The sequence below is a fragment of the Ramlibacter sp. JJN2-2R genome, assembly GCF_057747835.1.
In genome coordinates this window covers 1,574,791-1,599,163 of record NZ_CM173226.1, presented here as the reverse complement: position 1 = coordinate 1,599,163, position 24,373 = coordinate 1,574,791, and the positions used below count along the sequence as shown (strand labels likewise).

Annotated in this window: 31 protein-coding genes; 12 read left to right on the top strand and 19 right to left on the bottom strand. The window is 71.7% G+C overall.

Features of this window, described 5'->3' with window-relative positions; all coding sequences use genetic code 11:
• Window positions 1-134 precede the first annotated feature (134 nt).
• Window positions 135-722, bottom strand: a complete 588-nt coding sequence (gene orn / locus AC3ANR_RS07895) for an oligoribonuclease (protein ID WP_488291332.1) — start codon at window positions 720-722, stop codon at window positions 135-137.
• 32 nt (window positions 723-754) lie between these two features.
• On the opposite strand from orn, the gene AC3ANR_RS07890 reads away from it, so the two are divergent.
• The 3 genes from AC3ANR_RS07890 to rsgA are packed head-to-tail and all read left to right on the top strand — an operon-like array spanning window position 755 to window position 3,303.
• Complete coding sequence (locus tag AC3ANR_RS07890) at window positions 755-2,026, top strand: M48 family metallopeptidase (RefSeq protein WP_488291331.1); 1,272 nt, start codon at window positions 755-757, stop codon at window positions 2,024-2,026.
• Entirely contained in the window at window positions 2,023-2,361 is a 339-nt protein-coding gene (locus AC3ANR_RS07885) for a 4a-hydroxytetrahydrobiopterin dehydratase (RefSeq protein WP_488291330.1), read from the top strand. The genes AC3ANR_RS07890 and AC3ANR_RS07885 overlap by 4 nt, the downstream gene beginning before the upstream one ends.
• 18 nt (window positions 2,362-2,379) lie before the next feature.
• The gene (gene rsgA, locus AC3ANR_RS07880) at window positions 2,380-3,303 is read left to right on the top strand and encodes a ribosome small subunit-dependent GTPase A (RefSeq protein ID WP_488291329.1); all 924 of its coding nucleotides are present in this window, start codon (window positions 2,380-2,382) and stop codon (window positions 3,301-3,303) included.
• Window positions 3,304-3,310: 7 nt separating this feature from the next.
• On the opposite strand, the gene AC3ANR_RS07875 is transcribed toward rsgA, so the two are convergent.
• The 6 genes from AC3ANR_RS07875 to rpsP form a co-directional block, all read right to left on the bottom strand.
• A complete protein-coding gene (locus AC3ANR_RS07875; protein WP_488291328.1) occupies window positions 3,311-4,303 on the bottom strand; it encodes a CobD/CbiB family protein in 993 nt (330 codons plus the stop codon).
• A 34-nt stretch (window positions 4,304-4,337) separates the two neighbouring features.
• A complete protein-coding gene (locus AC3ANR_RS07870; protein WP_488291327.1) occupies window positions 4,338-5,057 on the bottom strand; it encodes a CoA pyrophosphatase in 720 nt (239 codons plus the stop codon).
• A gap of 67 nt (window positions 5,058-5,124) precedes the next feature.
• Complete coding sequence (gene rplS / locus AC3ANR_RS07865; RefSeq protein WP_488291326.1) at window positions 5,125-5,517, bottom strand: 50S ribosomal protein L19; 393 nt, start codon at window positions 5,515-5,517, stop codon at window positions 5,125-5,127.
• A 134-nt stretch (window positions 5,518-5,651) separates the two neighbouring features.
• A complete protein-coding gene (gene trmD / locus AC3ANR_RS07860) occupies window positions 5,652-6,419 on the bottom strand; it encodes a tRNA (guanosine(37)-N1)-methyltransferase TrmD (RefSeq protein WP_488291325.1) in 768 nt (255 codons plus the stop codon).
• Between the two features lie 51 nt (window positions 6,420-6,470).
• Complete coding sequence (gene rimM, locus AC3ANR_RS07855; RefSeq protein ID WP_488291324.1) at window positions 6,471-7,040, bottom strand: ribosome maturation factor RimM; 570 nt, start codon at window positions 7,038-7,040, stop codon at window positions 6,471-6,473.
• 7 nt (window positions 7,041-7,047) lie between these two features.
• Window positions 7,048-7,311 carry a 30S ribosomal protein S16 gene (gene rpsP / locus AC3ANR_RS07850; RefSeq protein ID WP_488291323.1) on the bottom strand — a complete coding sequence of 88 codons (264 nt, stop codon included), beginning with the start codon at window positions 7,309-7,311 and terminating at the stop codon, window positions 7,048-7,050.
• A 143-nt stretch (window positions 7,312-7,454) separates the two neighbouring features.
• On the opposite strand from rpsP, the gene AC3ANR_RS07845 reads away from it, so the two are divergent.
• The 3 genes from AC3ANR_RS07845 to AC3ANR_RS07835 all read left to right on the top strand — a co-directional run bounded on the left by AC3ANR_RS07845 (window position 7,455) and on the right by AC3ANR_RS07835 (window position 9,063).
• Complete coding sequence (locus AC3ANR_RS07845; protein ID WP_488291322.1) at window positions 7,455-7,979, top strand: GNAT family N-acetyltransferase; 525 nt, start codon at window positions 7,455-7,457, stop codon at window positions 7,977-7,979.
• Window positions 7,976-8,422, top strand: coding sequence for a hypothetical protein (locus AC3ANR_RS07840; protein ID WP_488291321.1), 447 nt, complete (start codon window positions 7,976-7,978; stop codon window positions 8,420-8,422). Before AC3ANR_RS07845 ends, AC3ANR_RS07840 begins: the two co-directional genes overlap by 4 nt.
• 101 nt (window positions 8,423-8,523) lie before the next feature.
• Window positions 8,524-9,063 (top strand): GNAT family N-acetyltransferase, encoded by a 540-nt coding sequence (locus tag AC3ANR_RS07835; RefSeq protein WP_488291320.1) that lies wholly within the window; start codon window positions 8,524-8,526, stop codon window positions 9,061-9,063.
• A gap of 183 nt (window positions 9,064-9,246) precedes the next feature.
• Here AC3ANR_RS07835 and AC3ANR_RS07830 read toward each other — a convergent pair whose 3' ends face one another.
• From AC3ANR_RS07830 to AC3ANR_RS07820, 3 genes are read right to left on the bottom strand one after another with little or no spacing between them, the layout of a single operon-like run.
• Complete coding sequence (locus AC3ANR_RS07830; RefSeq protein WP_488291319.1) at window positions 9,247-10,257, bottom strand: inorganic phosphate transporter; 1,011 nt, start codon at window positions 10,255-10,257, stop codon at window positions 9,247-9,249.
• Window positions 10,258-10,264: 7 nt separating this feature from the next.
• On the bottom strand, window positions 10,265-10,912 hold the full coding sequence (locus tag AC3ANR_RS07825) for a DUF47 domain-containing protein (RefSeq protein WP_488291318.1): 648 nt from the start codon (window positions 10,910-10,912) through the stop codon (window positions 10,265-10,267).
• Between the two features lie 60 nt (window positions 10,913-10,972).
• Complete coding sequence (locus tag AC3ANR_RS07820; protein WP_488291317.1) at window positions 10,973-11,341, bottom strand: DMT family protein; 369 nt, start codon at window positions 11,339-11,341, stop codon at window positions 10,973-10,975.
• Between AC3ANR_RS07820 and AC3ANR_RS07815 the strand changes: the two genes are divergently transcribed.
• Window positions 11,340-12,005, top strand: a complete 666-nt coding sequence (locus AC3ANR_RS07815; protein WP_488291767.1) for an RluA family pseudouridine synthase — start codon at window positions 11,340-11,342, stop codon at window positions 12,003-12,005. The genes AC3ANR_RS07820 and AC3ANR_RS07815 overlap by 2 nt on opposite strands.
• A 16-nt stretch (window positions 12,006-12,021) precedes the next feature.
• Window positions 12,022-12,795, top strand: coding sequence for an SDR family NAD(P)-dependent oxidoreductase (locus tag AC3ANR_RS07810; protein ID WP_488291316.1), 774 nt, complete (start codon window positions 12,022-12,024; stop codon window positions 12,793-12,795).
• A 55-nt stretch (window positions 12,796-12,850) separates the two neighbouring features.
• On the opposite strand, the gene AC3ANR_RS07805 is transcribed toward AC3ANR_RS07810, so the two are convergent.
• Window positions 12,851-13,579, bottom strand: a complete 729-nt coding sequence (locus AC3ANR_RS07805) for a 2OG-Fe dioxygenase family protein (RefSeq protein WP_488291315.1) — start codon at window positions 13,577-13,579, stop codon at window positions 12,851-12,853.
• 198 nt (window positions 13,580-13,777) lie between these two features.
• Here AC3ANR_RS07805 and AC3ANR_RS07800 point away from each other — a divergent pair, with 198 nt between their 5' ends.
• Window positions 13,778-14,245 (top strand): bacteriohemerythrin, encoded by a 468-nt coding sequence (locus AC3ANR_RS07800; protein WP_488291314.1) that lies wholly within the window; start codon window positions 13,778-13,780, stop codon window positions 14,243-14,245.
• A 316-nt stretch (window positions 14,246-14,561) separates the two neighbouring features.
• On the opposite strand, the gene AC3ANR_RS07795 is transcribed toward AC3ANR_RS07800, so the two are convergent.
• Genes AC3ANR_RS07795 through egtB form a run of 3 tightly spaced genes read right to left on the bottom strand, consistent with a single transcriptional unit; the run spans window position 14,562 to window position 17,087 of the window.
• Window positions 14,562-14,843, bottom strand: a complete 282-nt coding sequence (locus tag AC3ANR_RS07795) for a DUF427 domain-containing protein (RefSeq protein WP_488291313.1) — start codon at window positions 14,841-14,843, stop codon at window positions 14,562-14,564.
• Window positions 14,844-14,862: 19 nt separating this feature from the next.
• The gene (egtD, locus tag AC3ANR_RS07790; protein WP_488291312.1) at window positions 14,863-15,837 is read right to left on the bottom strand and encodes an L-histidine N(alpha)-methyltransferase; all 975 of its coding nucleotides are present in this window, start codon (window positions 15,835-15,837) and stop codon (window positions 14,863-14,865) included.
• On the bottom strand, window positions 15,831-17,087 hold the full coding sequence (gene egtB / locus AC3ANR_RS07785; RefSeq protein WP_488291311.1) for an ergothioneine biosynthesis protein EgtB: 1,257 nt from the start codon (window positions 17,085-17,087) through the stop codon (window positions 15,831-15,833). Before egtB ends, egtD begins: the two co-directional genes overlap by 7 nt.
• A 148-nt stretch (window positions 17,088-17,235) precedes the next feature.
• Here egtB and AC3ANR_RS07780 point away from each other — a divergent pair, with 148 nt between their 5' ends.
• A complete protein-coding gene (locus AC3ANR_RS07780; protein ID WP_488291310.1) occupies window positions 17,236-18,288 on the top strand; it encodes an NADP-dependent oxidoreductase in 1,053 nt (350 codons plus the stop codon).
• Here AC3ANR_RS07780 and AC3ANR_RS07775 read toward each other — a convergent pair.
• Both AC3ANR_RS07775 and AC3ANR_RS07770 read right to left on the bottom strand, forming a co-directional pair.
• Window positions 18,278-18,679, bottom strand: a complete 402-nt coding sequence (locus AC3ANR_RS07775) for a hypothetical protein (RefSeq protein WP_488291309.1) — start codon at window positions 18,677-18,679, stop codon at window positions 18,278-18,280. The genes AC3ANR_RS07780 and AC3ANR_RS07775 overlap by 11 nt on opposite strands.
• Window positions 18,676-18,828 (bottom strand): hypothetical protein, encoded by a 153-nt coding sequence (locus tag AC3ANR_RS07770; protein WP_488291308.1) that lies wholly within the window; start codon window positions 18,826-18,828, stop codon window positions 18,676-18,678. The genes AC3ANR_RS07775 and AC3ANR_RS07770 overlap by 4 nt, the downstream gene beginning before the upstream one ends.
• Window positions 18,829-18,977: 149 nt before the next feature.
• Between AC3ANR_RS07770 and AC3ANR_RS07765 the strand changes: the two genes are divergently transcribed.
• Window positions 18,978-20,306: an erythromycin esterase family protein gene (locus AC3ANR_RS07765; protein WP_488291307.1), complete on the top strand. Its 1,329-nt coding sequence runs from the start codon at window positions 18,978-18,980 to the stop codon at window positions 20,304-20,306.
• 3 nt (window positions 20,307-20,309) lie between these two features.
• On the opposite strand, the gene AC3ANR_RS07760 is transcribed toward AC3ANR_RS07765, so the two are convergent.
• The 3 genes from AC3ANR_RS07760 to AC3ANR_RS07750 are packed head-to-tail and all read right to left on the bottom strand — an operon-like array spanning window position 20,310 to window position 22,890.
• The gene (locus AC3ANR_RS07760) at window positions 20,310-20,816 is read right to left on the bottom strand and encodes a cupin domain-containing protein (protein ID WP_488291306.1); all 507 of its coding nucleotides are present in this window, start codon (window positions 20,814-20,816) and stop codon (window positions 20,310-20,312) included.
• Entirely contained in the window at window positions 20,813-21,847 is a 1,035-nt protein-coding gene (locus AC3ANR_RS07755) for a methionine synthase (RefSeq protein ID WP_488291305.1), read from the bottom strand. Before AC3ANR_RS07755 ends, AC3ANR_RS07760 begins: the two co-directional genes overlap by 4 nt.
• Before the next feature lie 35 nt (window positions 21,848-21,882).
• Window positions 21,883-22,890 carry an LLM class flavin-dependent oxidoreductase gene (locus AC3ANR_RS07750; protein ID WP_488291304.1) on the bottom strand — a complete coding sequence of 336 codons (1,008 nt, stop codon included), beginning with the start codon at window positions 22,888-22,890 and terminating at the stop codon, window positions 21,883-21,885.
• A 57-nt stretch (window positions 22,891-22,947) separates the two neighbouring features.
• On the opposite strand from AC3ANR_RS07750, the gene AC3ANR_RS07745 reads away from it, so the two are divergent.
• On the top strand, window positions 22,948-24,285 hold the full coding sequence (locus AC3ANR_RS07745) for an NAD(P)/FAD-dependent oxidoreductase (RefSeq protein WP_488291303.1): 1,338 nt from the start codon (window positions 22,948-22,950) through the stop codon (window positions 24,283-24,285).
• Window positions 24,286-24,373: the final 88 nt, after the last annotated feature.

Here is a 24,373-nt window from a genome sequence, read left to right as displayed (position 1 = left end):
CAGACGACATCCGGCGCGCCGGGCGCCGGTGGCTCATTCAGCGAGCCTGTGCATGAAGGGAGATGCGAGGAAACGGCGCATGGAGCGCCGCGAAGCCCGCTATTGTCCCACAGATCCGGGTTTTCCCCAAATCCTCAAGACCCCAGGCGCAGGAAGTGCTCCCGGTAGTGGGCCAGTTCGTCGATGGACTCGTGCACGTCGGCCAGCGCCGTGTGGGCCTGCTGCTTCTTGAAGTTGTTGTACACCTCGGGCCGCCAGCGGCGCGCCAGCTCCTTGAGCGTGCTCACATCGAGGTTGCGGTAGTGGAAGAACGCTTCCAGCTTCGGCATGTACTTGACCAGGAACCGGCGGTCCTGCCCGATCGTGTTGCCGCACAGGGGCGAGGCGCCCTTGGGCACGTACTTGGCCAGGAAGGCCAGCAGCGTCTCCTCCGCCTGCGCCTCGTCGACGGTGGACGCCTTGACGCGGTCGATCAGCCCGCTGCGCCCGTGCGTGCCCTTGTTCCAGGCATCCATCTTGTCCAGCTGCTCGTCGCTCTGGTGGATGGCGAACACGGGGCCTTCCACGCGCGGCTCCAGGCCGGGCCCGGTGACGATCACGGCGATCTCGATGATGCGGTCGACCTCGGGGTTCAGCCCCGTCATTTCGCAGTCGAGCCAGACCAGGTTCAGGTCGGTTTTCGCGAGCGTGGGCGTGGCGTTGGAAGGCGTCTTCTCTGGCATCGATGGATTGTCGCATCGCCTACACTCGACTGATGCTTTCGCCGTACGTCTGGACCCTCGCCTTCGCGGCTGCCCTGGTGGCGAGCCTGGCCGTGAAGTTCTGGCTGTCCTCGCGCCAGATCCGCCACGTGGCGCTGCACCGCGATGAAGTCCCGGCCGCCTTCGCCGGCACCGTGTCGCTCGCGGCCCACCGCAAGGCGGCCGACTACACCATCAGCAAGGGGCGCCTGGGGTTGATGGAGATGGCCTTCGGCGCGGTGGTGCTGATGGCGTGGACGCTGCTGGGGGGCCTGCACGCGCTGAACCAGGCCCTGCTCGGCTGGCTCGGCCCCGGCATGGCCCAGCAACTCGCGCTGCTGGCGTGCTTCGCCGTCATCGGCGGCGTGCTCGACCTGCCCTTCACGCTGTACCAGACCTTCGTGATCGAGGAGCGGTTCGGCTTCAACAAGATGACGTGGCGCCTGTGGCTGGCGGACATGGCCAAGGGCCTGGTGCTCGGCGCCGTGATCGGCCTGCCCATCGCCTGGCTGATCCTGTGGCTGATGGGCGCGGCCGGCAGGCTGTGGTGGGTGTGGGCCTGGGGGGTCTGGATGGGCCTGAACCTGCTGCTGCTGGTGCTCTATCCGACGGTCATCGCGCCCCTGTTCAACAAGTTCCGACCGCTGGAGGACGAGACGCTGCGCCAGCGGGTCACCGCCCTGATGCAGCGCTGCGGCTTCGCGGCCAAGGGCCTGTTCGTCATGGACGGCAGCAAGCGCAGCGCGCACGCCAACGCGTACTTCACCGGCTTCGGCGCCGCCAAGCGCGTGGTGTTCTTCGACACGCTGCTGGCCAAGCTGGCCCCCGGCGAGGTGGACGCGGTGCTGGCGCACGAGCTCGGGCACTTCAAGCACAAGCACATCGTCAAGCGCATCGCCGGCCTGTTCGCGCTCAGCCTGCTCGGCTTCGCCCTGCTGGGCTACGCCGCCACGCAGCCCTGGTTCTACCTGGGCCTGGGCGTCGCGCCCAACCTGCAGGGGCCCAACGACGCGCTGGCGCTCGTGCTGTTCCTGCTGGTCGTGCCGGTGTTCTCGTTCTTCGTCTCGCCGCTGATGGCGCAGCTGTCGCGCCGGCACGAGTTCGAGGCCGACGCCTTCGCCGTCGCCCAGACCGGGCGCGAGGACCTGCGCAGCGCGCTGCTCAAGCTGTACGAGGACAACGCATCCACGCTCACGCCCGATCCGCTGTTCGTCAAGTTCTACTACTCGCATCCGCCGGCGTCCGAGCGCCTGGCGCGGATGGCCGTCGCCGGAGGTGCCGCATGAGTGTTTCGATGATGAGGAAGAAGGACTGGTCGCTGATCCCGCGGCGCGCGCTGGGCCCCACCGAGGTGGTCTCGCGCCTGACCACCGCGCCGGGCTGGAAGCTCGCCGGCGACGGGCCGGACGTGGCGATCGAGAAGACCTTCACCTTCGCCAACCACCAGGAGACCATGGCGTTCGTGAACGCGGTGGCCTTCATCGCCCACGTGCAGGACCACCATCCCGACCTGTCGGTGCACTACGACCGCTGCGTGGTGCGCTGGAACACGCGCGACGTGCAGGGCTTGTCCGACACCGACTTCGAATGCGCGGCGCTGGTCGACGCGCTGCTCGCATGAGCCTGCGAGAGGCGGCGCTTGGCTGACGCGGCGGGGCTGGACGCGGGCCTGGTCGTGGCCGGCTTCGGCCGCCACTGCCTGGTGGAGACGCCCGACGGCGCGCGCCGCATCTGCCACCCGCGCGGCAAGAAGACCCAGGCGGTCGTGGGCGACCGCGTGCAGTGGCGCCCCTCCCACGACGAGGGCACCATCGAGCGCGTCGAGCCGCGCCGCAACCTTTTCTACCGCCAGGACGAGATCCGCACCAAGTCCTTCGCCGCCAACCTCGACCAGGTGCTGGTGCTGATCGCTGCGGAGCCCGAGTTCTCGGAGCAGCAGCTCGCGCGCGCGCTGATCGCGGCCGAGGCCGAGCGCATCACGCCGCTGATCGCCCTGAACAAGAGCGACCTCGTCGAGCCGTTCGAGCGGGCGTGGGGCCGCCTGCGGCCCTACCAGCAGATGGGCTACGGCGTGCTGCCGCTGTCGCTGCGCCTGTCCGGCGACGTCGACCGCGAACACCTGCTGGCGCACCTGGAAGGCAAGACCACGCTGGTGCTCGGCCCCTCGGGCGCGGGCAAGAGCACGCTGATCAACCTGCTGGTGCCCGGCGCGCTGGTGCAGACCGGCGAGATCTCGCGCGCACTCAACTCGGGCAAGCACACCACGACCAGCACCACCTGGTACTGGGTGGACGCGCAGCGGCGCACCGCGCTCATCGACTCCCCGGGGTTCCAGGAATTCGGCCTGAACCACATCGAGCCGATGGCCCTGGCCAGCCTGATGCGCGACCTGCGGCCGCACCTGGGCCAGTGCCGGTTCCACAACTGCACGCACCGGCACGAGCCCGGCTGCGCGGTCATCGCCGCGGTGGCGCATGCCGACGGGGCCGGCCTGATCACGGCCAACCGGTACCGCATCTACTGCGACCTGTTCGAGGAACTGAGCCAGCCGCCGCGCTGGTGAACGCGGGTCAGCCCAGCAGGCGCGCCAGCGTGAGCAGCGCCAGCAGCACCATCCACAGGACGACCGTGCGCCAGACCAGGCCCACGATGCTGCGCAGGTGCGCGGGCTCGGCCTCGCGGCCGGGGGTGCTCTCGCTGTCGGCCTCGGTGGCCGCGGCCGCCGAAGCGGCGTTGAACGCCTGCGAGCCGTTGGGCGCGAACGCCGAGCGCAGCGCCTCGCCGCCCAGCCGCACGTTCACGGCGCCGGAGGTGGCGGCGAGGATCACGCCGTCGTTGTCGTTCGGGAAGCGCTGCGCGTGGTTGCGCCAGCAGTCGATGGCCTCCTCGAAGCTGCCGACCACGGCGAAGGCGAGCGCCGTGATGCGCGCCGGCAGCCAGTCGATGACGTACCAGGCGCGCACGGCGGCCAGCTGCGCGGCCTCGCTCACCGGCTGCACCCGGCTGCGGTGGCGCCAGTAGCGGGTCACGAACTCGGCCATCCGGTACAGCACCGCGCCCGCCGGCCCGAGGCCGAACGCGGCCAGCACCGAGAACCAGGCCAGCACCCCGAACACGTGCCGGTGCGCCGCCAGCACGGAGTACTCGATCACGTGCCGGACGATCTCGCGCCGTGGCAGCTGCGCCGCGTCGACCTGCTGCCACTGCGCGAGCAGTTCGCGGGCGCGGTCCTCGTCGCCCGCGTCCAGCGCGTCGCGGATGGCGGTGAAGTGGTGGCTGAACTGCCGGAAGCCCAGCGTCACGTACAGCACGGCGGCGCTCCACGCCACCGCGGCCAGCCAGCCGAGCGTGAGCAGCAGCGCCCAGTGGATCGCCAGCGCCGCGATGGCGGGCGCCAGCGTGGCCACGCCCCAGGCGATCCAGCCGTGGTGCGGCTTGCCGGCGTCGAAGTTGCGGCTCGCCCAGCGGGCCCACGAGCGCAAGCCGGTGTGGATGGGGTTGTGGCGCGCCAGCGGCCGCACCTGCTCGATCAGCAGCGCGAACAGGATGGCGAAGAAACTCATGGGCCGATGATACGGGCCGGCCCGGCCGGCGCCGTCAGGCCGCGAGGAAGCGGTAGAAATTACGCAACATCGCCGCGGTCGCGCCCCAGATGAAGCGCTCGGTCGTGCCGTCCATGTACGGCATCGAGAACCACTCGCGGCGCGCGCCGGCCGCATCCATCACGTGGCGGCGGTGGTGGGCCGGGTTCATCAGGAACTGCAGCGGCACCTCGAACGCGTCGGCGACCTCGTGCTCGTTGAGCGTGAGCGGCGCGTGCGGCTGCACGAAGGCGATGACCGGCGTGACGACGAACCGCGTGCCCGTGGTGTAGGTGGGCAGCTGGCCGACGACCTCGACGTGCTCGCCGGCCAGGCCGATCTCCTCCTCGGCCTCGCGCAGCGCCGTGTGGGCCGCGTCGCGGTCGGTGTCGTCGCGCTTGCCGCCGGGAAAGGCGATCTGCCCCGAGTGGGTCGACAGGTGCGCCGTGCGCTCGGTCAGCAGCACCGTAGGCCGCTCGCGCAGGACGATCGGCACCAGCACCGAGGCATGCGCCAGCTGGCGATCGGTGAAGCGCGGCTCGGCCCGCGCCTCCGGCTCCCACGGCGGCGGGAAGCGAAAGCGCTGGCGGATCGCGCCGGGCCGCAATTGCTCGGGCACGACGGCCGGCAGGTGCGAATCGATCGCCGCCACCGGCACGGTGCGCGGGTCGAAGTTGGGCAGCTTGGACAGCGGCACCAGGTCGGGCGGCAGCGGCGGGACGCGTTCGTTGGTCATGGTGGAAAAGAAAAACCGCCGCGAGCCCCAAAGGCCGGCGGCGGCTTCGCCTGCAGCGGAAGGACGCTTACTCGGCGGCGGGGGCGGCAGCAGCCGAGCGGGTGCCGTGGGCCAGCTTTTCCTTGATGCGGGCCGACTTGCCGCTGCGCTCGCGCAGGTAGTACAGCTTGGCGCGGCGCACGTCGCCGCGGCGCTTGACCTCGATGCCGGCGATCAGCGGGCTGTAGGTCTGGAAGGTCCGCTCGACGCCTTCGCCGCTGGAGATCTTGCGCACGGTGAAGCCGCTGTTCAGGCCGCGGTTGCGCTTGGCGATCACCACGCCCTCGTAGGCCTGCACGCGCTTGCGGGTGCCTTCGACGACGTTGACGCTCACGATCACCGTGTCGCCGGGGGCGAAGTCGGGGATCTTCTTGCCCAGGCGGGCGATTTCCTCTTGCTCGAGGGTCTGGATCAGGTTCATGGTGGTTTCCGTCGATCGTGCCCGCGCCTGGTTGGAAAGGATGTCGCGGCACCCGGTCAAGGGGCCCGGAACGACGCGCGTGGCGTCCTTCCTTCGACTGTTGACGGCCGGGCAGAGGATCGGAGAGCCTGTGATTATAGCCCGGCGGGCCGGCCCGGCGCCAGGCGGGCCAGGAACGCCTCGTCCGAGGCGGTCAGCCGGCCCGCGGAGCGGGCGGCGGCCAGCAGGTCGGGACGCAGCCGGGCCGTCGCCTCCAGGCGGCGCTCGCGGCGCCAGCGCTCGATCTGGGCATGGTGGCCCGACAGCAGCGGCGCCGGCACGCGGCGGCCCTCCCAGTCCTCGGGCCGGGTGTAGTGCGGGCAGTCCAGCAGGCCGTCGATGGCCGGGTTGAAGCTGTCGGCCTCGTGGCTGCCGGTGTCGTTCAGCACGCCCGGCTGCAGCCGGGCCACTGCGTCGAGCAGCGCCATGGCGGCGATCTCGCCGCCGGACAGGACGAAGTCGCCCAGGCTCAGCTGCACGTCCACGTGGGCGTCGATGAAGCGCTGGTCGATGCCCTCGTAGCGGCCGCACAGCAGGATGGCGCCGGCGCCCGCCGACCAGCCCTCGACCGCGGCATGGTCCAGGCGGCTGCCGGTGGGCGAGAACAGCACGACGGGAGCGCCCTCGCCCCGCTCGGCGCGCACGGCCGCGAGGCAGCGCGCCAGCGGCTCGGCCATCATCACCATGCCCGGGCCGCCGCCGAACGGCCGGTCGTCCACCCGCCGGTAGTTGCCCTCGGCGAAGTCGCGCGGGTTCCACAGGCGCACGTCGACCTGCCGCATCTCGTACGCGCGGCGCGTGACGCCGCTCTCCAGGAACGGCCCGAACAGTTCGGGAAACAGGGTCAGGACGTCGAAGCGCATGGGGCGATTGTCGGGCCCGGTCCGCGTGGCCGGGCCGGGCCCGGCAGGGCCTCAGTAGTCCGGTTGCCAGTCGACGGTGATGCGCCGGCCCGGCAGGTCCACCGCATCGACGAAGGCCGACACGAACGGGATCATGCGCTCGGCGGGCTTGCCGCCGTCGTCGTAGGCGAGCACGAGCACCGTCTGCGGGCCGGTGGCCATCAGGTCGCGCACCTCGCCCAGCACCAGCCCTTCGCGGTTGACGACCTGCAGGCCGATCAGGTCGACCCAGTAGTACTCGTCGTCGGCGGCGGTGGGAAAGCTCGAACGCGGCACGAAGATGCGCGAGCCCTTGAGCGCCTCGGCGGCATCGCGGTCGTCCACGTCATGGGCGTGGGCGACGACGCTGTCCGAATGCTCCTTGGCCTCGCGCACGCGCAGCAGCACCGTGCCGGAAAAGGGCGGCTTGGCCGCCCGCTCGGACGGCTGCAGGAACCAGCGCCGGGAAGAAAAAAGCGCCTCCGGGGAAGCGCTGTGGGGCAGGACCTTGAACCAGCCCTTGACGCCCCAGGCGTCGTGGATGCGCCCGACTTCGACGGCGTCCGCGGGAAGTTCCGCGGGCTCCAGGCCCGGCAACATCATCGAGGCGTCAGGCCGCGGCGGCGGGCGCCTTGGCGGCGGCTTGCTTGAGCAGGCGCTCCACCGTGGGCGAAGCCTGCGCGCCGACGCTGCGCCAGTAGGTCAGGCGGTCCTGGGCGATGCGCACGCCTTCCTCGTTGTCCTTGGCCGTCGGGTTGTAGAAACCCAGGCGCTCGATGAAGCGGCCGTCGCGGCGCACGCGCTTGTCGGCGACGACGATGTTGAAGAACGGACGGCCCTTGGAGCCGCCGCGGGAGAGTCGAATCACGACCATGATTTATCCTTCGGGTGGTACGAGCCGCTGCTTCACGTTGGATGCGGCGGCTGCGCGGAGTGTCTTCCAGCGTTGAGACACGCGACATGGCCACCCGGCCAGCGACACGCTGGAAAGCCCGCGATTATAGCCGACCCTCCCCCATGAGCACCATTCGCCCCAGCACGGAAGCCGACCTGCCCGCGATCACCGCGATCTATGCCCACCACGTGCTGCACGGCACCGGCACCTTCGAGACCACCCCGCCCACCGAGGCGGAGATGGCGGCCCGCCGGGCCGACGTGCTGGCCAAGGGCCTGCCCTGGCTGGTGCTGGAGCGCGGCGGCCAGGTGCTGGGCTACGCCTACTGCCAGTGGTTCAAGCCCCGGCCGGCCTACCGCTACTCGGCCGAGGACTCGATCTACCTGCACCCCGACGCGGCGGGCCAGGGGCTGGGCAAGCAGTTGCTGGCCGCGCTGGCGGCGCAGGCCGAAGCGGCCGGCGTGCGCAAGCTCATCGCCGTGATCGGCGACTCGGCCAACGCCGGCTCGGTCGGCGTGCACCGGGCGCTGGGCTTCCAGCCGGTGGGCACGATCGCCTCGTGCGGCTGGAAGTTCGGCCGCTGGCTGGACATCGTGCTGATGGACCGGCCGCTGGGCGCCGGGGACGCCACGGCGCCCGAGGCATGAAGAGCAAGACACTCGCCGCCTGGCTGGCCTTCCTGGGCGGCCCGCTGGGGCTGCATCGCTTCTACCTGCACGGCCCGCGCGATCTTCTCGGCTGGCTGCTGCCGCTGCCCACGCTGGTGGGCGCCTACGGCGTGCTGCGGATGTGGTCACTGGGCCAGGACGACGCCCTGAGCTGGGTGCTGGTGCCGGTGCTCGGTTTCACCGTGGCCGGCTGCTGCCTCACCGCCATCGTCTACGGCCTGCGCAAGCCTCCGGAGTGGAACGCCCGCTTCAACCCGGCGGCCGACCCCGAGGCGCCCGCCGGCCAGACCCGCTGGGCGACCATCTGGGCCATCGTGCTGTCGCTGATGGTCGGCGCCGGCGTGCTCATGACCAGCATCGCCATCAGCTTCCAGGGCTACTTCCAGGCCCAGGTCGAGGAAGGCCGCCGGATCTCCGAGTAGCGGGGGCCGCGCATGGGCCGATGCCGAGCCGGCATGGCGCGCCGGCGCCGGCAGCCGCTACAGTGGCTCGTCCATTCACCCGCATCCGAAGGAGCCGCTTCATGGCCGCCACCCAGCCAGCCGACGCCATCGTGATCCGTGCCGCCGAACCGGCCGACGCCCTGGGCACGTCCGCCCTGCTCGGGCGCATCGGCACGGCCGAAGGCACGCTGCAGCTGCCGGACATGCCGGTCGCCTCGCGCCTGGAGCACCTGCAGAAGGTGGAGACGCGCGATTGCCGCCTGGTGGCCGTGGCGGGCGGCGAGGTGGTGGGTTGCGCCGGCCTGCACTCGGTCGGCATGAGCCTGCGCCGCCTGCACGTGCGCGACCTGGGCATCGCCATCGCCCCCGAGTGGCAGGGCCGCGGCGTCGGCCGCCGCATGATGCAGCGCCTGCTGGACTGGGCCGACAACTGGGCCGGCGTGCTGCGCATCGAGTTGCACGTGCACGCCGACAACGCCCGCGCGCGGGCGCTGTACGAGAGCCTGGGTTTCGTCGAGGAGGGCCGCCACCGCGGTTACTCGCTCACGGGCGGGCGCTTCGTCGACAGCCTGTCGATGGCGCGGCTGCATCCGAAGCCGCCGGTGATCATCCCGGGCTGAAGCACCGGGACGGCTGGATTGCGGGTCAAGCCCGCAATGACAGCGCACCGTGTCGTTCCGGGCCTGGATTGCGGGCAAGCCCGCAATGACACCCTGCCGTGAAACACGGGGACGGCCTGGACCGCGGGCCGAGCCTGCCATGACACCCCACCGCGTCATTCCGGCGAAGGCCGGAATCCAGGATCAGAACAGCTGCAGGCTGATCCAGTACCCGATGCCGGCCATGAAGGCGGCGGCGGGGATGGTGAAGATCCAGGCCCACACGATGTTGCCCGCCACGCCCCAGCGCACGGCGCTGGCGCGCTGCGTGGAGCCGACGCCGACGATGGCGCCGGTGATCGTGTGCGTGGTGGATACCGGGATGCCCAGCGCGGTGGCCAGGAACAGCGTGAGCGCCCCGCCGGTCTCGGCGCAGAAGCCGCCCACGGGCTTCAACTTGGTGATCTTCTGGCCCATGGTCTTGACGATGCGCCAGCCGCCGAACATGGTGCCCGCGCCGATGGCCAGGTAGCAGGCGGTGATCACCCAGGCGGGCGGCGACTTGTCGCCGGCCGCCACATGGCCGCTGGCGATCAGCAGCAGCCAGATGATGCCGATGGTCTTCTGCGCGTCGTTGCCACCGTGGCCCAGGCTGTAGGCGCCCGCAGAGACCAGCTGCAGGCGGCGGAACCAGCGGTCCACGCGCGAGGGCGTGGCGCGCCGGAACACGTGCGACACCAGCACCATCATCAGCGAGCCGAGCAGGAAACCGAGCAGCGGCGAGACGAAGATGAACAGCACCGTCTTCCAGATGCCGGCCCCGATCAGCGCCTGGGCGCCGGTCTTGGCGATCACGGCGCCCACGATGCCGCCGATCAGCGCGTGCGACGAGCTGCTGGGAATGCCGTACCACCAGGTGAGCAGGTTCCAGGCCGTGGCCCCCAGGAGCGCGCCGAACACGATGTGCGTGTCCACCACCCCCGGCTCCACGATGCCCTTGCCGATGGTCGCCGCCACGCTCAGGTGGAAGATGAAGACGGCCACGAAGTTGAAGAACGCGGCGAACACGACGGCCGTGGTGGGCCGCAGCACGCCGGTCGACACGACCGTGGCGATGGAGTTCGCCGCGTCGTGGAAGCCGTTCATGAAATCGAACGCCAGGGCCAGGGCCACCAGCATGATCACCACCCAGAGGGCGGCTTGGGTCGCGTTCATGCGGTGCTCAGGAGTGCTCGAGAATGATGCCTTCGATGACGTTGGCCACGTCCTCGCACTTGTCGGTGATGGTCTCCAGCAGCTCGTAGATGGCCTTGAGCTTGAGCACCTCGCGCACGTCCGGCTCCTCGCGGAACAGCCGGCTCATGGCCGAGCGCATCACCCGGTCGGCGTCGGATTCGAGCCGGTCGATCTCCTCGCAGGTCTTGAGCGCGGCCTCGGCGGTGGCCGCGTCGGCCAGCCCGCCGATCAGGGCGACGGCTTCCTTGACCCGCTCGCAGCACTTGACCGACAGGTCCGTCAGGCGCGTGATCTCCTCGTTGACCTGGCGCACGTCGTACAGGGCCATGGTCTCGGCGGAATCCTGGATCAGGTCCGCCACGTCGTCCATCGTGTTGATCAGCGTGTGGATCTGGTCGCGGTCGATCGGCGTGATGAACGTCTTGTGGATCAGCCGATTGACCTCGTGCGTGACCCGGTCGGCGGCGCGCTCGGCGTTGTCGACCTCCCGGTTGTACTGCTCGCGCAGCGCGGGATCGGAGTAGTTGGCCACCAGCTTGGCGAACGCATGCGCGGCCTCGACGACGCGGGCCGCGTGCTGGTTGAACATGTCGAAGAAGTTGCCTTCTCGCGGCAGCAGCTTGCCGAAGAGCATTCGGACCCGTCCGTGAAAATTGGTGACTGGCGAGTGTAGCCGGGCGCGCCCGCGCGCCCTTCAGGCGCCGCGGAACATGAAGTAGGCGGCACCCACCATGCACAGGGCCGCCCACAGGTAATCGAGCTTGAGCGGCTGGTTCAGGTAGACCACGGCGAACGGCACGAACACCGACAGCGTGATCACCTCCTGCACGATCTTGAGCTGCGCCACCGAGAAGCCGGCCTGGGCGAAGCCGATGCGGTTGGCCGGCACCTGCAGCAGGTATTCGGCCAGCGCGATGCCCCAGCTGACCAGCGCCGCGATCCACCACGGCTTGCCGGCCAGGTTCTTCAGGTGGCCGTACCAGGCCATCGTCATGAACAGGTTGGAGCAGACCAGCAGCACAATGGTCTGCAGCGAGGCGGGCATGGCGGTGGCGAAAGGCATGGTGCAAGGATTATCGGGAACGGGCGATGTCACGGTGTTGCACTCGGACGCCGCGTGCATCGTGGTCGACAAGCCCGCCGGCCTGCTGAGCGTGCCGGGCCGCGGCGAGGACAAGCAGGACTGCCTGGCGCGGCGCGTGCAGGCGCTGTTTCCGGACGCGCTCGTGGTGCACCGCCTGGACATGGCGACCTCGGGCCTGTGGATCCTGGGCCGCGGTCCCGCCGCGCAGCGGGCGCTGTCGATGGCCTTCGAGCGCCGCCAGGTGCGCAAGCGCTACGTGGCCGTCGTGCAGGGCGTCCCCCGCCAGGAGGCCGGGGACGGCTGGTCAACGATCGACCTGCCGCTCGGCGCGGACTGGCCCCGCCGGCCGCGCCAGCAGGTCGATCCGGTCCGCGGCCGCCCCAGCATGACGCGGTGGCGCCTCGTGGGCGCCGGCCCGCTGCCCGGCACCAGCCGGATCGAGCTCGAACCCGTCACCGGCCGCTCGCACCAGCTGCGCGTGCACCTGCACGCCATCGGCCATCCGATCGTCGGCGACGCGCTGTACGCGCCGCCCGAGGTCGCCGCCGCCAGCCCGCGCCTGCTGCTGCACGCCAGCGAGCTGGCGCTGGCGCACCCGGTGGACGGCCATCCGCTGCAATGGCACAGCCCGGCGCCGTTCTAGGCGCCGCCCGCGTACGATGCGGCGCATGACTTCCGCCACCCACCTCACCATCCTCACCGGCGCCTCGCGCGGCATGGGGCTCGCCATGGCCGAGCAGCTGCTGGACGCCGGGCACGACCTGCTGTGCATCTCGCGCAAGACCAGCGACGCGCTCGCCGCGCGGGCGCGCGACGCCGGACGCACGCTCGAACAGTGGCCGCAGGACCTGGCCCGCGCCGAGACGGTGGCGGCGAAGCTGCAGACCTGGCTGTCCGCGCAGGACCCGGCGCGGCTGGCCAGCGTCACGCTGATCAACAACGCCGGCGTCATCCCCGCCATCGCCCCCATCGGGGACATCCCCGCGCCCGACCTCGCGCAGGCGCTTCGCGTGGGGCTGGAGGCGCCGATGCTCCTGACCGGCGCCTTCCTGCACGCGACCGCGTCCTGGACCTGCGCGCGCCGGGTGCTGAACATCTCGTCCGGCCTCGGCCGGCGGGCGATGGCGTCGCAGGCTCCCTATTGCGCCGCCAAGGCCGGCATGGACCACTTCACCCGGTGCGTGGCGCTGGAGGAGGCGCAGCGGCCCCACGGCGCGCTGGTGTGCTCGCTCGCGCCCGGCGTGATCGACACCGACATGCAGGTGCAGCTGCGCAGCGCGGATCCGTCTCGCTTTCCCGACGTCGGCAATTTCCGGGGCATGAAGGACCAGGGCGTGCTCACCTCGCCGCACGATGCCGCGGCGCGCGTGCTGGGCTACCTGGCCCGGCCCGACTTCGGCCGCAACCCGGTGGGCGACGTCCGCGACGCCTGAGGCGGCGCATGGCGCACCGGCCGGCGCGGCGCCGGCCCGGGGCTGGCGCCGCCGGTCAGTCGCCCTGGAAGCCGCCGGCGCGGTAGGTCAGCACCAGCGTGTCGCGGTGCCCGCCCGGGGCGGTGGGCTGGATCGGCGTGGTCTCGTGGATCACGCGTTCGTCGTCCAGCAGCAGCAGGCTCCACGGCTCGCCGAGCGTGAACCGCTGGCCCGCCGGGCCGTGCGCGTCGAACACCCGCGTCTCCCCGCCCTTGACGCCTTCGCGCGCGACCAGGAACACCGCCACCAGGTCGACGCCGTCGCGGTGCGCGCCTTCGGGCGTGGGCCGGCCGATGCCGTCGGTGGTGTCGATGCGGAACTGGTGGGCCTCGACGAACCAGGGCTGCGGCCCCTTCAGCTGCGAGCACACGCGCGCCAGCCCGCGCAGCAGTCCGTCCCACGCCGGTGCCGACGCGACCCCGGGCCGCATCGGCTCGAACCAGCGCTGCATGCCGCCGTGCAGGGCGTTGTATTCGACCGGCTGCCAGTGCGCGCGGTGCGGCGCCTGCCGGACCGCGTCGTCCTGCACCACGAAGCACGAGTGGCGTCGGCGCCGGTAGCGCCCGCCGTCCTTGAGGTAGGTGTCCGGCGGCAGGTCGTCCCACGAGGGCACGAGCGCCTGCAGCTGCGCGAGCGCGCAACCCGCCAGTTCGGCCACGCCGTGCGGGCTGACGACCGCATAGCCGCGCGAGCGCAGCAGCGACGGCGCCTCGCTGGCCGCCGAGTACGAAGGGGTGAGCAGCATGGGGCGAGCTTACCGCCGCGGGCCGCGTTCCCTGCCGCGGTGCGGCGCCGTGAGCGGCCGCACCGCGCGTTTTTTTCGCGGCGGCGCCCTGACGCGGCCCCGCGAGTGCGACGCGATCGTTCGCCGGTGCATGACCTGGATCAAGGCCGCCGCCGTGCGCCGGCCCTACCCTGCCGCGCTGCAAAGGAGACATGCCCCATGGCACGACTGCCCTGGTCCGAGGCCCTCGAACTCGGCCTCGACGTGATGGACGACACCCACCGCGAATTCGTGGACCTGCTGGCCCGCTGCGAGGCCGCCGGCGACGCGGAGGTGGCCGCTCGGTGGGACGAGCTGGTGGCTCACACCGCCGACCATTTCGGTCGCGAGGACGCCTGGATGCGGGACACCGGGTTTGCGAGCGTGAACTGCCACGCCACCCAGCACCAGGTCGTGCTGCAGGTGCTGCGCGAAGGCGCCAGGCTGGCCGGCGAAGGCCAGCTGGCCCCGATCCGGCAGATGATCCGCGAGCTGGCGGACTGGTTTCCCCAGCACGCACAGACGATGGATGCGGCGCTGGCGCTGCACCTGCGCGGCGTCGGCTACGACCTGCGCAGCGGCCAGCTGGCGCAGCCGGCGGCCCTGCCCGCCGAGGCGATCACGGGCTGCGGCGGCGCCTGCCACTGAAAGACGGCCGCGGCGTGTCGGTCATGGCGGGGCCGCCGTGCCCCGTCGCTCCATGGCTCCGTCATGCGGGGCTCGACCCGGCATCCAGGGGCTCTGGTTGCCATTGGAGCTGGGTTGCAGGTCAAGCCCGCAATGACGAGCACTCGCCTCCGGCCAGCGGCCAGGACACGCCACCCACTTCGTCATGCCGGGCTTGACCCGGCATCCAGGGGCTCTGGTTGCCATTGGAGCTGGATTGCGGGTCGAGCCCGCAATGACAACTCTCGGCTCGAGCGATGGCGAAAACCGGCCCCGCAGACGACGGGGCAGCCGCCCTTCAGGGCTCGACCTTGACGCCCTTCCAGAACGCCACCCGGCCGCGCACCATCTCGGCCTCGGGCTTGGGGTCCGGGTAGTACCACGCGGCGTCGGCGTTCAGCTCGCCGTCGACGAGCAGCGAGTAGTAGCTCGCCTGCCCCTTCCACGGACAGGTGGTCCGGTGGTTGGAGAAACTCACGTACTTGCGGTCGAGCGAGTCCTCGGGGAAGTAGTGGTTGCCTTCCACGAGCACCGTGTCATCGCTCTGCGCGATCACCGCTCCGTTCCAGGTGGCCTTCATTGCCCTTCGCTCCTTGTCTTCAGTCGGGCGCGTGCAGCCAGTGCACGCTGAACAGGCGATCCGGATCGGTCCACACCCGGCCCGGCCGGAAGCCCGCCTGCGCGGCGAGCCGCCGCAGGCCCTCGATGCTGAACTTGTGCGAATTCTCGGTGTGCAGCGACTGCCCCGGCTCGAGCCGGAAGGTGTCGCCCCCCAGCTCGATGTCCTGGCGTTCGCGGCTCACCAGGTGCATCTCGATGCGCTGCTCGCCCGCGTTGTAGAACGCACTGTGCCAGAACCGCTCGAGCACGAAGTTCGCGCCCAGTTCGCGGTTGGCGCGCGCCAGCAGGTTCAGGTTGAACGCCGCCGTCACGCCCTGGGCGTCGTTGTAGGCGGCATGCAGCACGCCCGGGTCCTTCACCAGGTCGGCGCCGAGCAGCAGGCCCCCGCCGCGCAGCAGGCGCGCCGCGCCGCGCAGGAACTGCAGCGCCTCCGCGGGCGTGAAGTTGCCGATCGTCGAGCCGGGGAAGAAGCCGATGCGGCGCGCGCCGGCCAGCGGCGGTGGCAGATGCACGCCCGCCGTGTAGTCGGCCGCGACAGGCAGGACCAGCAGGCCGGGGTGGTCGCGCTCGAGCGACGCGGCCGCCTGCTCCAGGTGCGCCGCGGAGATGTCGATGGGCACGAACCGCCGCGGCCGCAGGGCCGGCAGCAGCAGCCGCACCTTGCTGCACGAGCCGGCGCCGAATTCGACCAGGTCGCCCCCCGCGCCGACCTCGGCCGCGATCTCGCCGGCGAACTCGGTGAGGATGGCGCGCTCGGTGCGGGTCGGGTAGTACTCGGGCAGGTCGCAGATGCGATCGAACAGGCGCGAGCCTTCCTCGTCGTAGAAATACTTCGGCGAGATCGAATGCGGGGGCGCCGCCAGCGCGCGCTGCAGGTCGGCCAGGAACGGCGAGGCCTGCGCCTGCAGCGCCGCATCGACGGCGCGCTGGGTCGTTTGGGCGATGCTCAGCATGCCACCCCCCGGGCCAGCCGCAGCCCCGACAGCTGCCAGCGGGCCGCCGGCGGAAAGAAGTTGCGGTAGGTGGGCCGGGCGTGGCCGGGCGGCGTGAAGGCACTGCCGCCGCGCAGCACCACCTGCCCCACCATGAACTTGCCGTTGTATTCGCCCACCGATCCGGCGTGCGGGCGGAACCCCGGATAGGGGTCGTACGAGGAGCGCGTCCACTGCCACACGTGGCCGGTCGCCTGGGCGATGCCGGGCGCCGCCGCCATCGCCTCCCATTCGAACTCGGTCGGCAGCCGCGCGCCGGCCCACTCGGCATAGGCGGCCGCCTCATAGAAGCTCAGCGAGCCCACCGGCGCGGCCGGGTCGAGCGGCCGCACGCCGTGCGGACCGAACACCTGCCACCCGGCCGACGGCGCGCGCGGGTCGCCCGGGGCCAGCCAGCAGGACGGTGCCGTCCAGCCGTTCGACTGCACGGCGGCCCAGCCGTCGGACAGCCACAGCGAGGCGCGGGCATAGCCGCCGTCCTCCATGAAGCGCAGGTACTCGCCGCAGGTCACGAGCCGGTCGGCCAGCTCGAACGGCTGCAGCCACACGCGGTGGCGCGGCGTCTCGTTGTCGAAGGCGAACCCCTCACCCGCGTGGCCGACCTCCACCGCGCCGCCCGGATGCGCCAGCCAGCGCAACGGCGCGACGCTGCTCGCCAGCCGCAGCGTGGCCCCTTCCTGCGGCTGCCAGGCCGGCAGCAGCGGGTTGCACGACAGCGCATGGACGATGTCGGTGGCGATGAGTTCCTGGTGCTGCTGCTCGTGCTGCATCCCCAGCTCGACCAGCGGGCCGGCCGCTGACCAGGCGTGATCCGGCGCGCAGGCGATGAACTCCTGCATGGCGGCGTCGACATGCGCGCGGTAGGCATGCACGTCGTCCAGCGAAGGACGAGTCAGCAGCCCGCGCTGCGGCCGCGGGTGGCGCGGGCCCAGCGACTCGTAGTACGAGTTGAAGAGGTGCGCGAACGCGGGATGGAAGGGGTGGTAGCGCGCCGCATGCGGGCCGAGCACCACGGCCTCGAAGAACCAGCTGGTGTGGGCCAGGTGCCACTTCGTCGGGCTGGCATCGGGCATCGACTGGATGCACTGGTCCTCGGCGGTCAGGGTGGACGCCAGGCGCAGGCTGTGGGCGCGCACGGCCGCGAAGCGATCGGCGATCGCGCCGCGCAGGCCGGCGGCATGCCGGGCGAGGAGGGATGGCTGGCTGGACATGGAAGAGTTCCTACGAGGCTGGGTCGCGTTGCCGCCGCCGGCCATTACAGCATGCAGGCGCGGGACGGGTGGGACGCGGGGCACTGTCGCGCGCGCAACGGCGCGCGGCCGCCGGCGCGCCTACGATCGGTGCGACCAGGAGACCGCCATGACCGACCTCGCCCAACTCACCAACACACAGTTCCGGCTCGCGCGCCGCCCGGTGGGCCTGCCCACGCGCGAGGACTGGCAGCAGACCGCCGAGCCCGTGCAGCCGCCACCCGCGGGCGGGCTGCTCGTGCAGACGCTCGCGCTGTCGCTGGACCCGGCCATGCGCGGCTGGATGAATGAAGGCAAGAGCTACATCGCGCCGGTGGGCATCGGCGAGGTGATGCGCGCGGGCGGCGTCGGCCGGGTGCTGGCGTCCTCGCACGCCGGCCTGCCCGAAGGCACGCTGGTCTCGGGCGCGCTGGGCGTCCAGGCGTACGCGGCCTTCGACGCCGAAGGCGCGCGCCGAGCGGGGCTGGTGCGCATCGACCCGCGCCTGGGCAGCATCACCCAATGGCTCAACGTGCTGGGGATGCCGGGCATGACGGCGTACTTCGGCCTGCTCGACGTCGGCCAGCCCCGGCCCGGCGACACGGTCGTCGTGTCCGGCGCGGCCGGCGCGGTGGGCCAGACGGTGGGCCAGCTCGCCAAGATCAAGGGCTGCCGCGTGGTGGGCATCGCCGGCGGCCGCGCCAAGTGCGACTGGGTCGTGAGCGAACTCGGCTTCGACGCCTGCATCGACTACAAGGCCGGCAACGTGCGCGCGGGCCTGAAGGAGCACTGCCCCAAGGGCGTGGACGTCTACTTCGACAACGTGGGCGGCGACATCCTGGACGAGGTGCTGGCGCGGCTGGCGATGCACGCGCGCATCGTGATCTGTGGCGCGATCAGCCAGTACAACAACACGACGCCCGTGCAGGGGCCGCGCAACTACCTCTCGCTGCTGGTCCACCGCGCGCGCATGCAGGGCATGGTGGTGTTCGACTACGTGGACCGCTTCCCGCAGGCCGTGGCCGAGCTGGCCGGCTACCTGAAGGACGGGCGCATGAAGAGCCGCGAGGACGTCGTGCAGGGCCTCGAGCACTTCCCCGAGGCGCTCAACCGGCTCTTCACGGGCGGGAACTTCGGCAAGCTGGTGTTGCAGGTCGCGCAGGCGGAAGCCCTCAGTCGGTGAAGCCGAAGCGGTTGGCGGCCTGCAGGCCGGCCTCGCCGCCGGCCAGGCGACGCTGCTTCCACGCGCCCAGGCGGCTCGGACTGTCGTCCACCCGCACGAAGTACACCGGCCGGTCGCAGGCACTCCACTTCGCGCAGTGCTGGCTCCAGCGCCGCACCTGGCCCGGTGGCACGTACAGGTAGACCGGCGGCTTGCGGTCCTCGGCGGCCTGCCACTCCACCACCGTCGGCTGCGCCGAGACGAGGGGCGGCACGCGGCCGCGCACCTCGACGCGTCCGTACGAACCGGGCTTGGGAACACCGTGCGCCCCCGCCAGCTTGGCCACCGGCGGCTGCTTGGCGGCCGCCGCGGTCGCGAGCGCCAGGCCCAGGGCCGCGAGCCACGGCTTCATGGCGCCACCGCCGGCGAGAGCGTGATGGACAAGGTGCCCGCCAGGGTCACCAGCACCACGAGCACGACCAGCGCCGCCTGCAAGCGGCGCACGAGCGCGGGGCTCGCGTGCACGGTCGCGTCGACGGGTATCCAGCGCTGCAGCAGCATGGGGCCTCCTGATGAGAAAGCCGGTTGTAGCCAAGCCCGGCCGTCGCGCTTGTAGGACAAGCCGAAGGAGGCGGCGCCGCGCGGCGCGCCGCGCCGTAGGACCGGGCCGACATCAGGCGCCGCGGCACGGCGCTTGCTGCGACCGCCGCATGGATCACGGCCCCTCTCCCCGGCTGCTGGACGACGTGCGGCGCCATGCGCGCCCGGTGGCGGGGCGCGAACCCGATCGCATCCTGCTCGACGCGGTGGCCACGCGCCGGATCGCCCTGCTGGGCGAGGCGAGCCACGGCACGCACGAGTTCTACGCCTTCCGCGCCCGCATCACGCAGTCGCTGATCGAGCACCATCGCTGCCGCGCCGTCGTGATCGAGGGCGACTGGCCCGACGCCTGGCGGATCAACCGCTGGGTGCGGGGGCTGGCGGGCGGCACGGCCGAGGAGGCACTGGCCGGCTTCGTGCGGTTCCCGACCTGGATGTGGCGCAACACGGTCGTGCGCGACTTCATCGCCTGGCTGCGCGAGTTCAACCACGGCCTGCCGCCCTGGGAGCAGGCCGGCGTGTACGGCATGGACCTGTACAGCCTGTTCGGCTCAGTCCATGCGGTGCTCGAGTACCTCGACCGGGCCGACCCGGAAGCCGCGCGGCGCGCCCGGCTGCGCTACGCCTGCTTCGACCACTTCCAGCAGAACCTGCAGGCGTACGGCTACGCCGCCGGGTTCGGCACCGGCGTGAGCTGCGAGGACGGCGTGGTGGCGCAGCTCACCGAGCTGATGCGGTCGCGCCCACCCGCGCAGGACGGCGACCCCGACGCGCTGTTCCATGCGCAGCAGAACGCCCGGCTGATCCGCAATGCCGAGCAGTACTACCGCAGCATGTTCCGCGGCCGCGCCTCGTCCTGGAACCTGCGCGACCTGCACATGACCGACACGCTGCAGGCACTCAGTGCCCACCTGCAGGAGCGCACCGGCAGCCCGCCGCGCATGGCCGTGTGGGCGCACAACTCGCACCTGGGCGACGCGCGCGCCACAGGCATGGCCGACCAGGGCGAATGGAACGTCGGCGAGCTGATGCGCAAGCGCTGGCCGCAGGAGACGTTCCTGGTCGGGTTCACCACCTACGACGGCACGGTGCGCGCGGCGTCCGACTGGGACCAGCCCGCGCAGCTCAAGGAGGTGGTACCGGGCCTGGCGGGCAGTTGGGAAGCGCTGTTCCATGCCACCGGCCTGGGCGACTTCGTGCTGCAGCCGCATGCCGACCCGGCCCTGCGCGAGCTGCTGGACGAGCCGCTGCTCGAGCGCGCCATCGGCGTGATCTACCTGCCCCGCACGGAGCGGCAGAGCCACTACTTCACCGCCCGCATCGGCGCGCAGTTCGATGCGATCGTGCACCTGGACCGCACGCGCGCCCTGGAACCACTGCCCGACGCGCCCCAGCCGGCCGAAGCCGAGATCCCGGAGACCTATCCGGAAGGGACCTGAACGCTAGACGCCGCCGTGCGGATGCGTGGGATCGACCCACAGCACCTGCTCGGGCTTCTCGACCGGCTCGATGTCCAGGTTGACGGCGACGGCCTGGCCGTCGCTGCGGCACAGCACGCACTCCAGCACCTCGGTCGGGCTGGCATTGATCTCCTGGTGCGGCACGTACGGCGGCACGTAGATGAAGTCGCCCGGGCCGGCCTCGGCCGTGAATTCCAGGTGGTCGCCCCAGCGCATGCGCGCGCGGCCCTTGACGACGTAGATCACGCTTTCCAGGTGGCCGTGGTGGTGCGCGCCCGTCTTGGCGTCGGGGTGGATCGTCACCGTCCCGGCCCACAGCTTCTGCGCGCCCACGCGCGCAAAGTTGATCGCCGCCTTGCGGTCCATGCCGGGCGTGGACGGCACGTTCGGGTCGAGCTGGTTGCCGGGCACGACGCGCACGCCGTCGTGCTTCCAGCGCGGCTCTCCGTGGTCGTGATCGCCGTGGGGGTGGTCGTGGCCTTGCGTCATGCCGTCGCTCCTTGTCCGTAGCGCTGGCGCGCCAGCGCGGCGCCCTGGGCGAGCGCCTCGAGCTTGCGCAGCGCGATGTCGCGGTCCATCGGCGCCAGCCCGCAGTTCGTGCAGGGGATCAGGCGCTCGCGGGCGACGAACTGCAGCGCGCGGCCGATGGTGTCGGCCACCTGCTCGGGCGTCTCGATCTCGTCGCTGGCGACGTCGATCACGCCCACCATGACGTCCTTGCCGGCCAGCAGCTTCATCAGCTCCGGCGGCACGTGCGAGTGGTAGCACTCCAGGCTGACCTGCCGGATCGAACTGGCGGCCAGCGCGGGGAACACCAGTTCGTACTGGCGCCACTCCTCGCCGAGCGACTGCTTCCAGCGGTTGTTGGCCTCGATGCCGTAGCCGTAGCAGATGTGCACGGCGGTCGTGCAGGTCAGGCCCTGCGCCGCACGCTCCAGGGCCCGCACGCCCCAGGCGGCGGCGTCCTTCATGTAGACGTTGAACGCCGGCTCGTCGAACTGGATCACGTCGACGCCGTCGGCCTGCAGCGCCAGCGCCTCCTGGTTCAGCAGCTCGGCGAAGGCCATCGCCAGCTGCACGCGGTCGCCGTAGTGGCGGTCGGCCACCGTGTCGACGATGGTCATCGGCCCCGGCAGCGTGAACTTCAGCTTGTGCTTGGTGTGGGCGCGCGCCAGGCGCGCCTCGAAGGCATGCACCCGCCCCTTCAGCCGCAGCGGCGCCACCACCTGCGGGACCATCGCGTCGTAGCGGTTGTCGCGGATGCCCATCTTCACCTTGTGCTCGAAGTCGATGCCCTCGACCTGTTCGAGGAAGCCGTGCACGAAGTGCTGCCGGGCCTGCTCGCCGTCGCCCACGATGTCCAGGCCCGCGTCCTCCTGCGCCTTGATCCACAGCAGCGTGGCATCGCCCTTGGCCTCGCGCAGCGCATCGCCCTGCTGCTTCCACTGCGGCCAGAGCTTGTGGGTCTCGGCCAGCCAGGACGGCTTGGGCAGGCTGCCGGCGATCGCGGTGGGGAACATGGCGGTCTCCTCGTGGTGGTTGTGCGGTGACGTCGTCAGCCGAGCCCGAAGGCGCCGGCCAGCAGTTCGTAGGAGCGGCGCTGCGCCGCCGGGTCCCAGGACCAGGTGACCAGCACGAGCTCGTCGACCTTCCAGCGCTGCGCCAGCCCGAGCAGCCGGTCGCGCACCTGCGCGGCGCTGCCGACGATGGCACGCTCGCGCAGCAGCTGCGCCTCGGCCTGCTCGGCGGGCGAGTACTCGCGCGGCGCCTGCTCCGGCGGCAGCAGCGGGCCGAAGCGGCCGGTGCGCCGGTCGATGCGGGCGCGCTCGCGGCTCTTGAACTGGTGCCAGGCCTCCTCCTCGGTCTCGGCCGCCAGCACCGACAGGCAGACGGTCGCCTGCGGCTGCCCGATCCAGCCGGGACGGAAGGTCGAGCGGTAGAGGTCGAGCGCGCCCTCGCATCCCTCGCCGTCGGTGATGAAGTGGGCGAACGCGTAGGGCATGCCGAAATGGCCCGCCAGCTGCGCACCATAGCCGGAGCTGCCCAGCATCCACAGCTGCGGCGCCGTGGCCGCGACCGGCAGCGCGCTGACGCCGTGGCCGGGGTGGCCGGGCGGCAGGTCCTCGCCGCTCACCCAGGCCTTGAGCTCGAGCACCTGCTGCGGGAAGTCGTCCGCCGAGCGCAGGTTGGGGTTGAGCAGCCGCGCCGTGCGCTGGTCGCTGCCCGGCGCGCGGCCCACGCCCAGGTCGATGCGGCCGGGGGCCAGCGCGTCCAGCACCCGGAACTGCTCGGCGACCTTGAACGGCGCGTAGTGCGGCAGCATGACGCCGGCGCTGCCGATGCGGATGCGCTGCGTGCGCGCGGCGACGGCGGCCATGAGCACCTCGGGCGCGGTCCCCACCAGGGTGGGCAGCGCATGGTGCTCGCTGAGCCAGAAGCGGTGGTAGCCCAGCGCCTCGCAGCGCTCGGCGAGGCGGACGGTGTCGCGGATCGATTCGTCCTGCGGCCGGCCCGCGCGGGCGACCGACTGGTCGAGCACGGAAAGTCGTAACGGAGACGGCATGGGGCGAGCTTCGCACAAGCGGCGCCGGCGCGAAGTGGGGTTGCCGATAATCCATGCATGACCCTGGCTTCCCCCGCCCCGCCACGGCGCCCGCGCGTGGTGGTCATCGGCTGCGGCTTCGGCGGACTCGAGGCCACCCGGGCGCTGCGCGACGCGCCGGTGGACATCACCTTGGTCGACCGCACCAACCACCACCTGTTCCAGCCGCTGCTGTACCAGGTCGCCACCGCGGGCCTGTCGGCACCCGCGATCGCCGCGCCGGTGCGCTACCTGTTCCGCAAGCAGGCCAACGTGACCACGTTGCTGGGCGAGGTGGCGGGCATCGATGCGGCCGCGCGCGTGGTGCGCCTGACCGACGGCGGCGCCCTGCCCTACGACCACCTGGTCGTCGCGGCGGGCGCCACCCACAGCTACTTCGGCCACGACGAGTGGGCGCCGTTCGCGCCGGGGCTCAAGACGCTGGACGACGCGTTCGAGATCCGGCGTCGCGTGCTGCTCGCCTTCGAGACCGCCGAGAAGGAGGCCGATCCCGAGCGGCGCGCCGCCTGGCTCACCTTCGTGGTGATCGGCGGCGGCCCGACGGGCGTGGAGATGGCCGGCACGCTGGCCGAGATCGCGCGCCAGACCCTGCCCGGCGAATTCCGCCGCATCGATCCGGCGAGCGCCAAGGTGCTGCTGGTCGAGGGCAGCCCGCGCGTGCTGCAGTCCATGCCCGAGGACCTGAGCGAGCGCGCGGCGCGCCAGCTGCGCAAGCTGGGTGTCGAGGTGCGGGCCGGCGCGCGCGTGACGACCATCGACGCCCACGGCCTGCAAGTGCAACCCGCCGAGGGCGCGCCCTACCGAATCGCCAGCCGCTGCGTCGTCTGGGCCGCCGGCGTCGCGGCCTCACCGCTGGGCCGGCAGCTCGCCCAGGCCACGGGCGCCGAGGTCGATCGCGCCGGACGCCTGGTCGTCGCGGCGGACCTGTCGCTGCCGGGCCATCCCGAGATCAGCGTCGTGGGCGACCTCGCGGCGGCGTCGAGCCACGTCCCGGGCCGGGCGCCCGCGCCGGTGCCGGGCGTGTCGCCCGCCGCCAAGCAGATGGGCCGGCTGGCCGCCGCCAACCTGCTGCACCGGCTGGCCGGCGAAGCCACCGAGCCCTTCCGCTACCGCGACTACGGCAACCTGGCGACCATCGGGCGCCATGCCGCCGTCGTCGACCTCACCACGCCCGTCGGCCACCTGAAGTTCAGCGGCTATCCGGCCTGGCTGTTCTGGCTGTTCGCGCACATCTGGTTCCTGATCGGCTTTCGCAACCGCATCGTGGTGCTGATCGACTGGGCATCGGCCTACTGGAGCCGTCAGCGCTACGCGCGGGTGGTGGCCGACATCGAACCAGCGCCCGCGGACGGCTGAGTGCGAGCGCGGCTTCGTGCACGGTCGGGGTGAACGCCCACGCTCCAGGCAACTCCAAGCCAGTACCGTCCCTCGGGCGGGAAGGAGT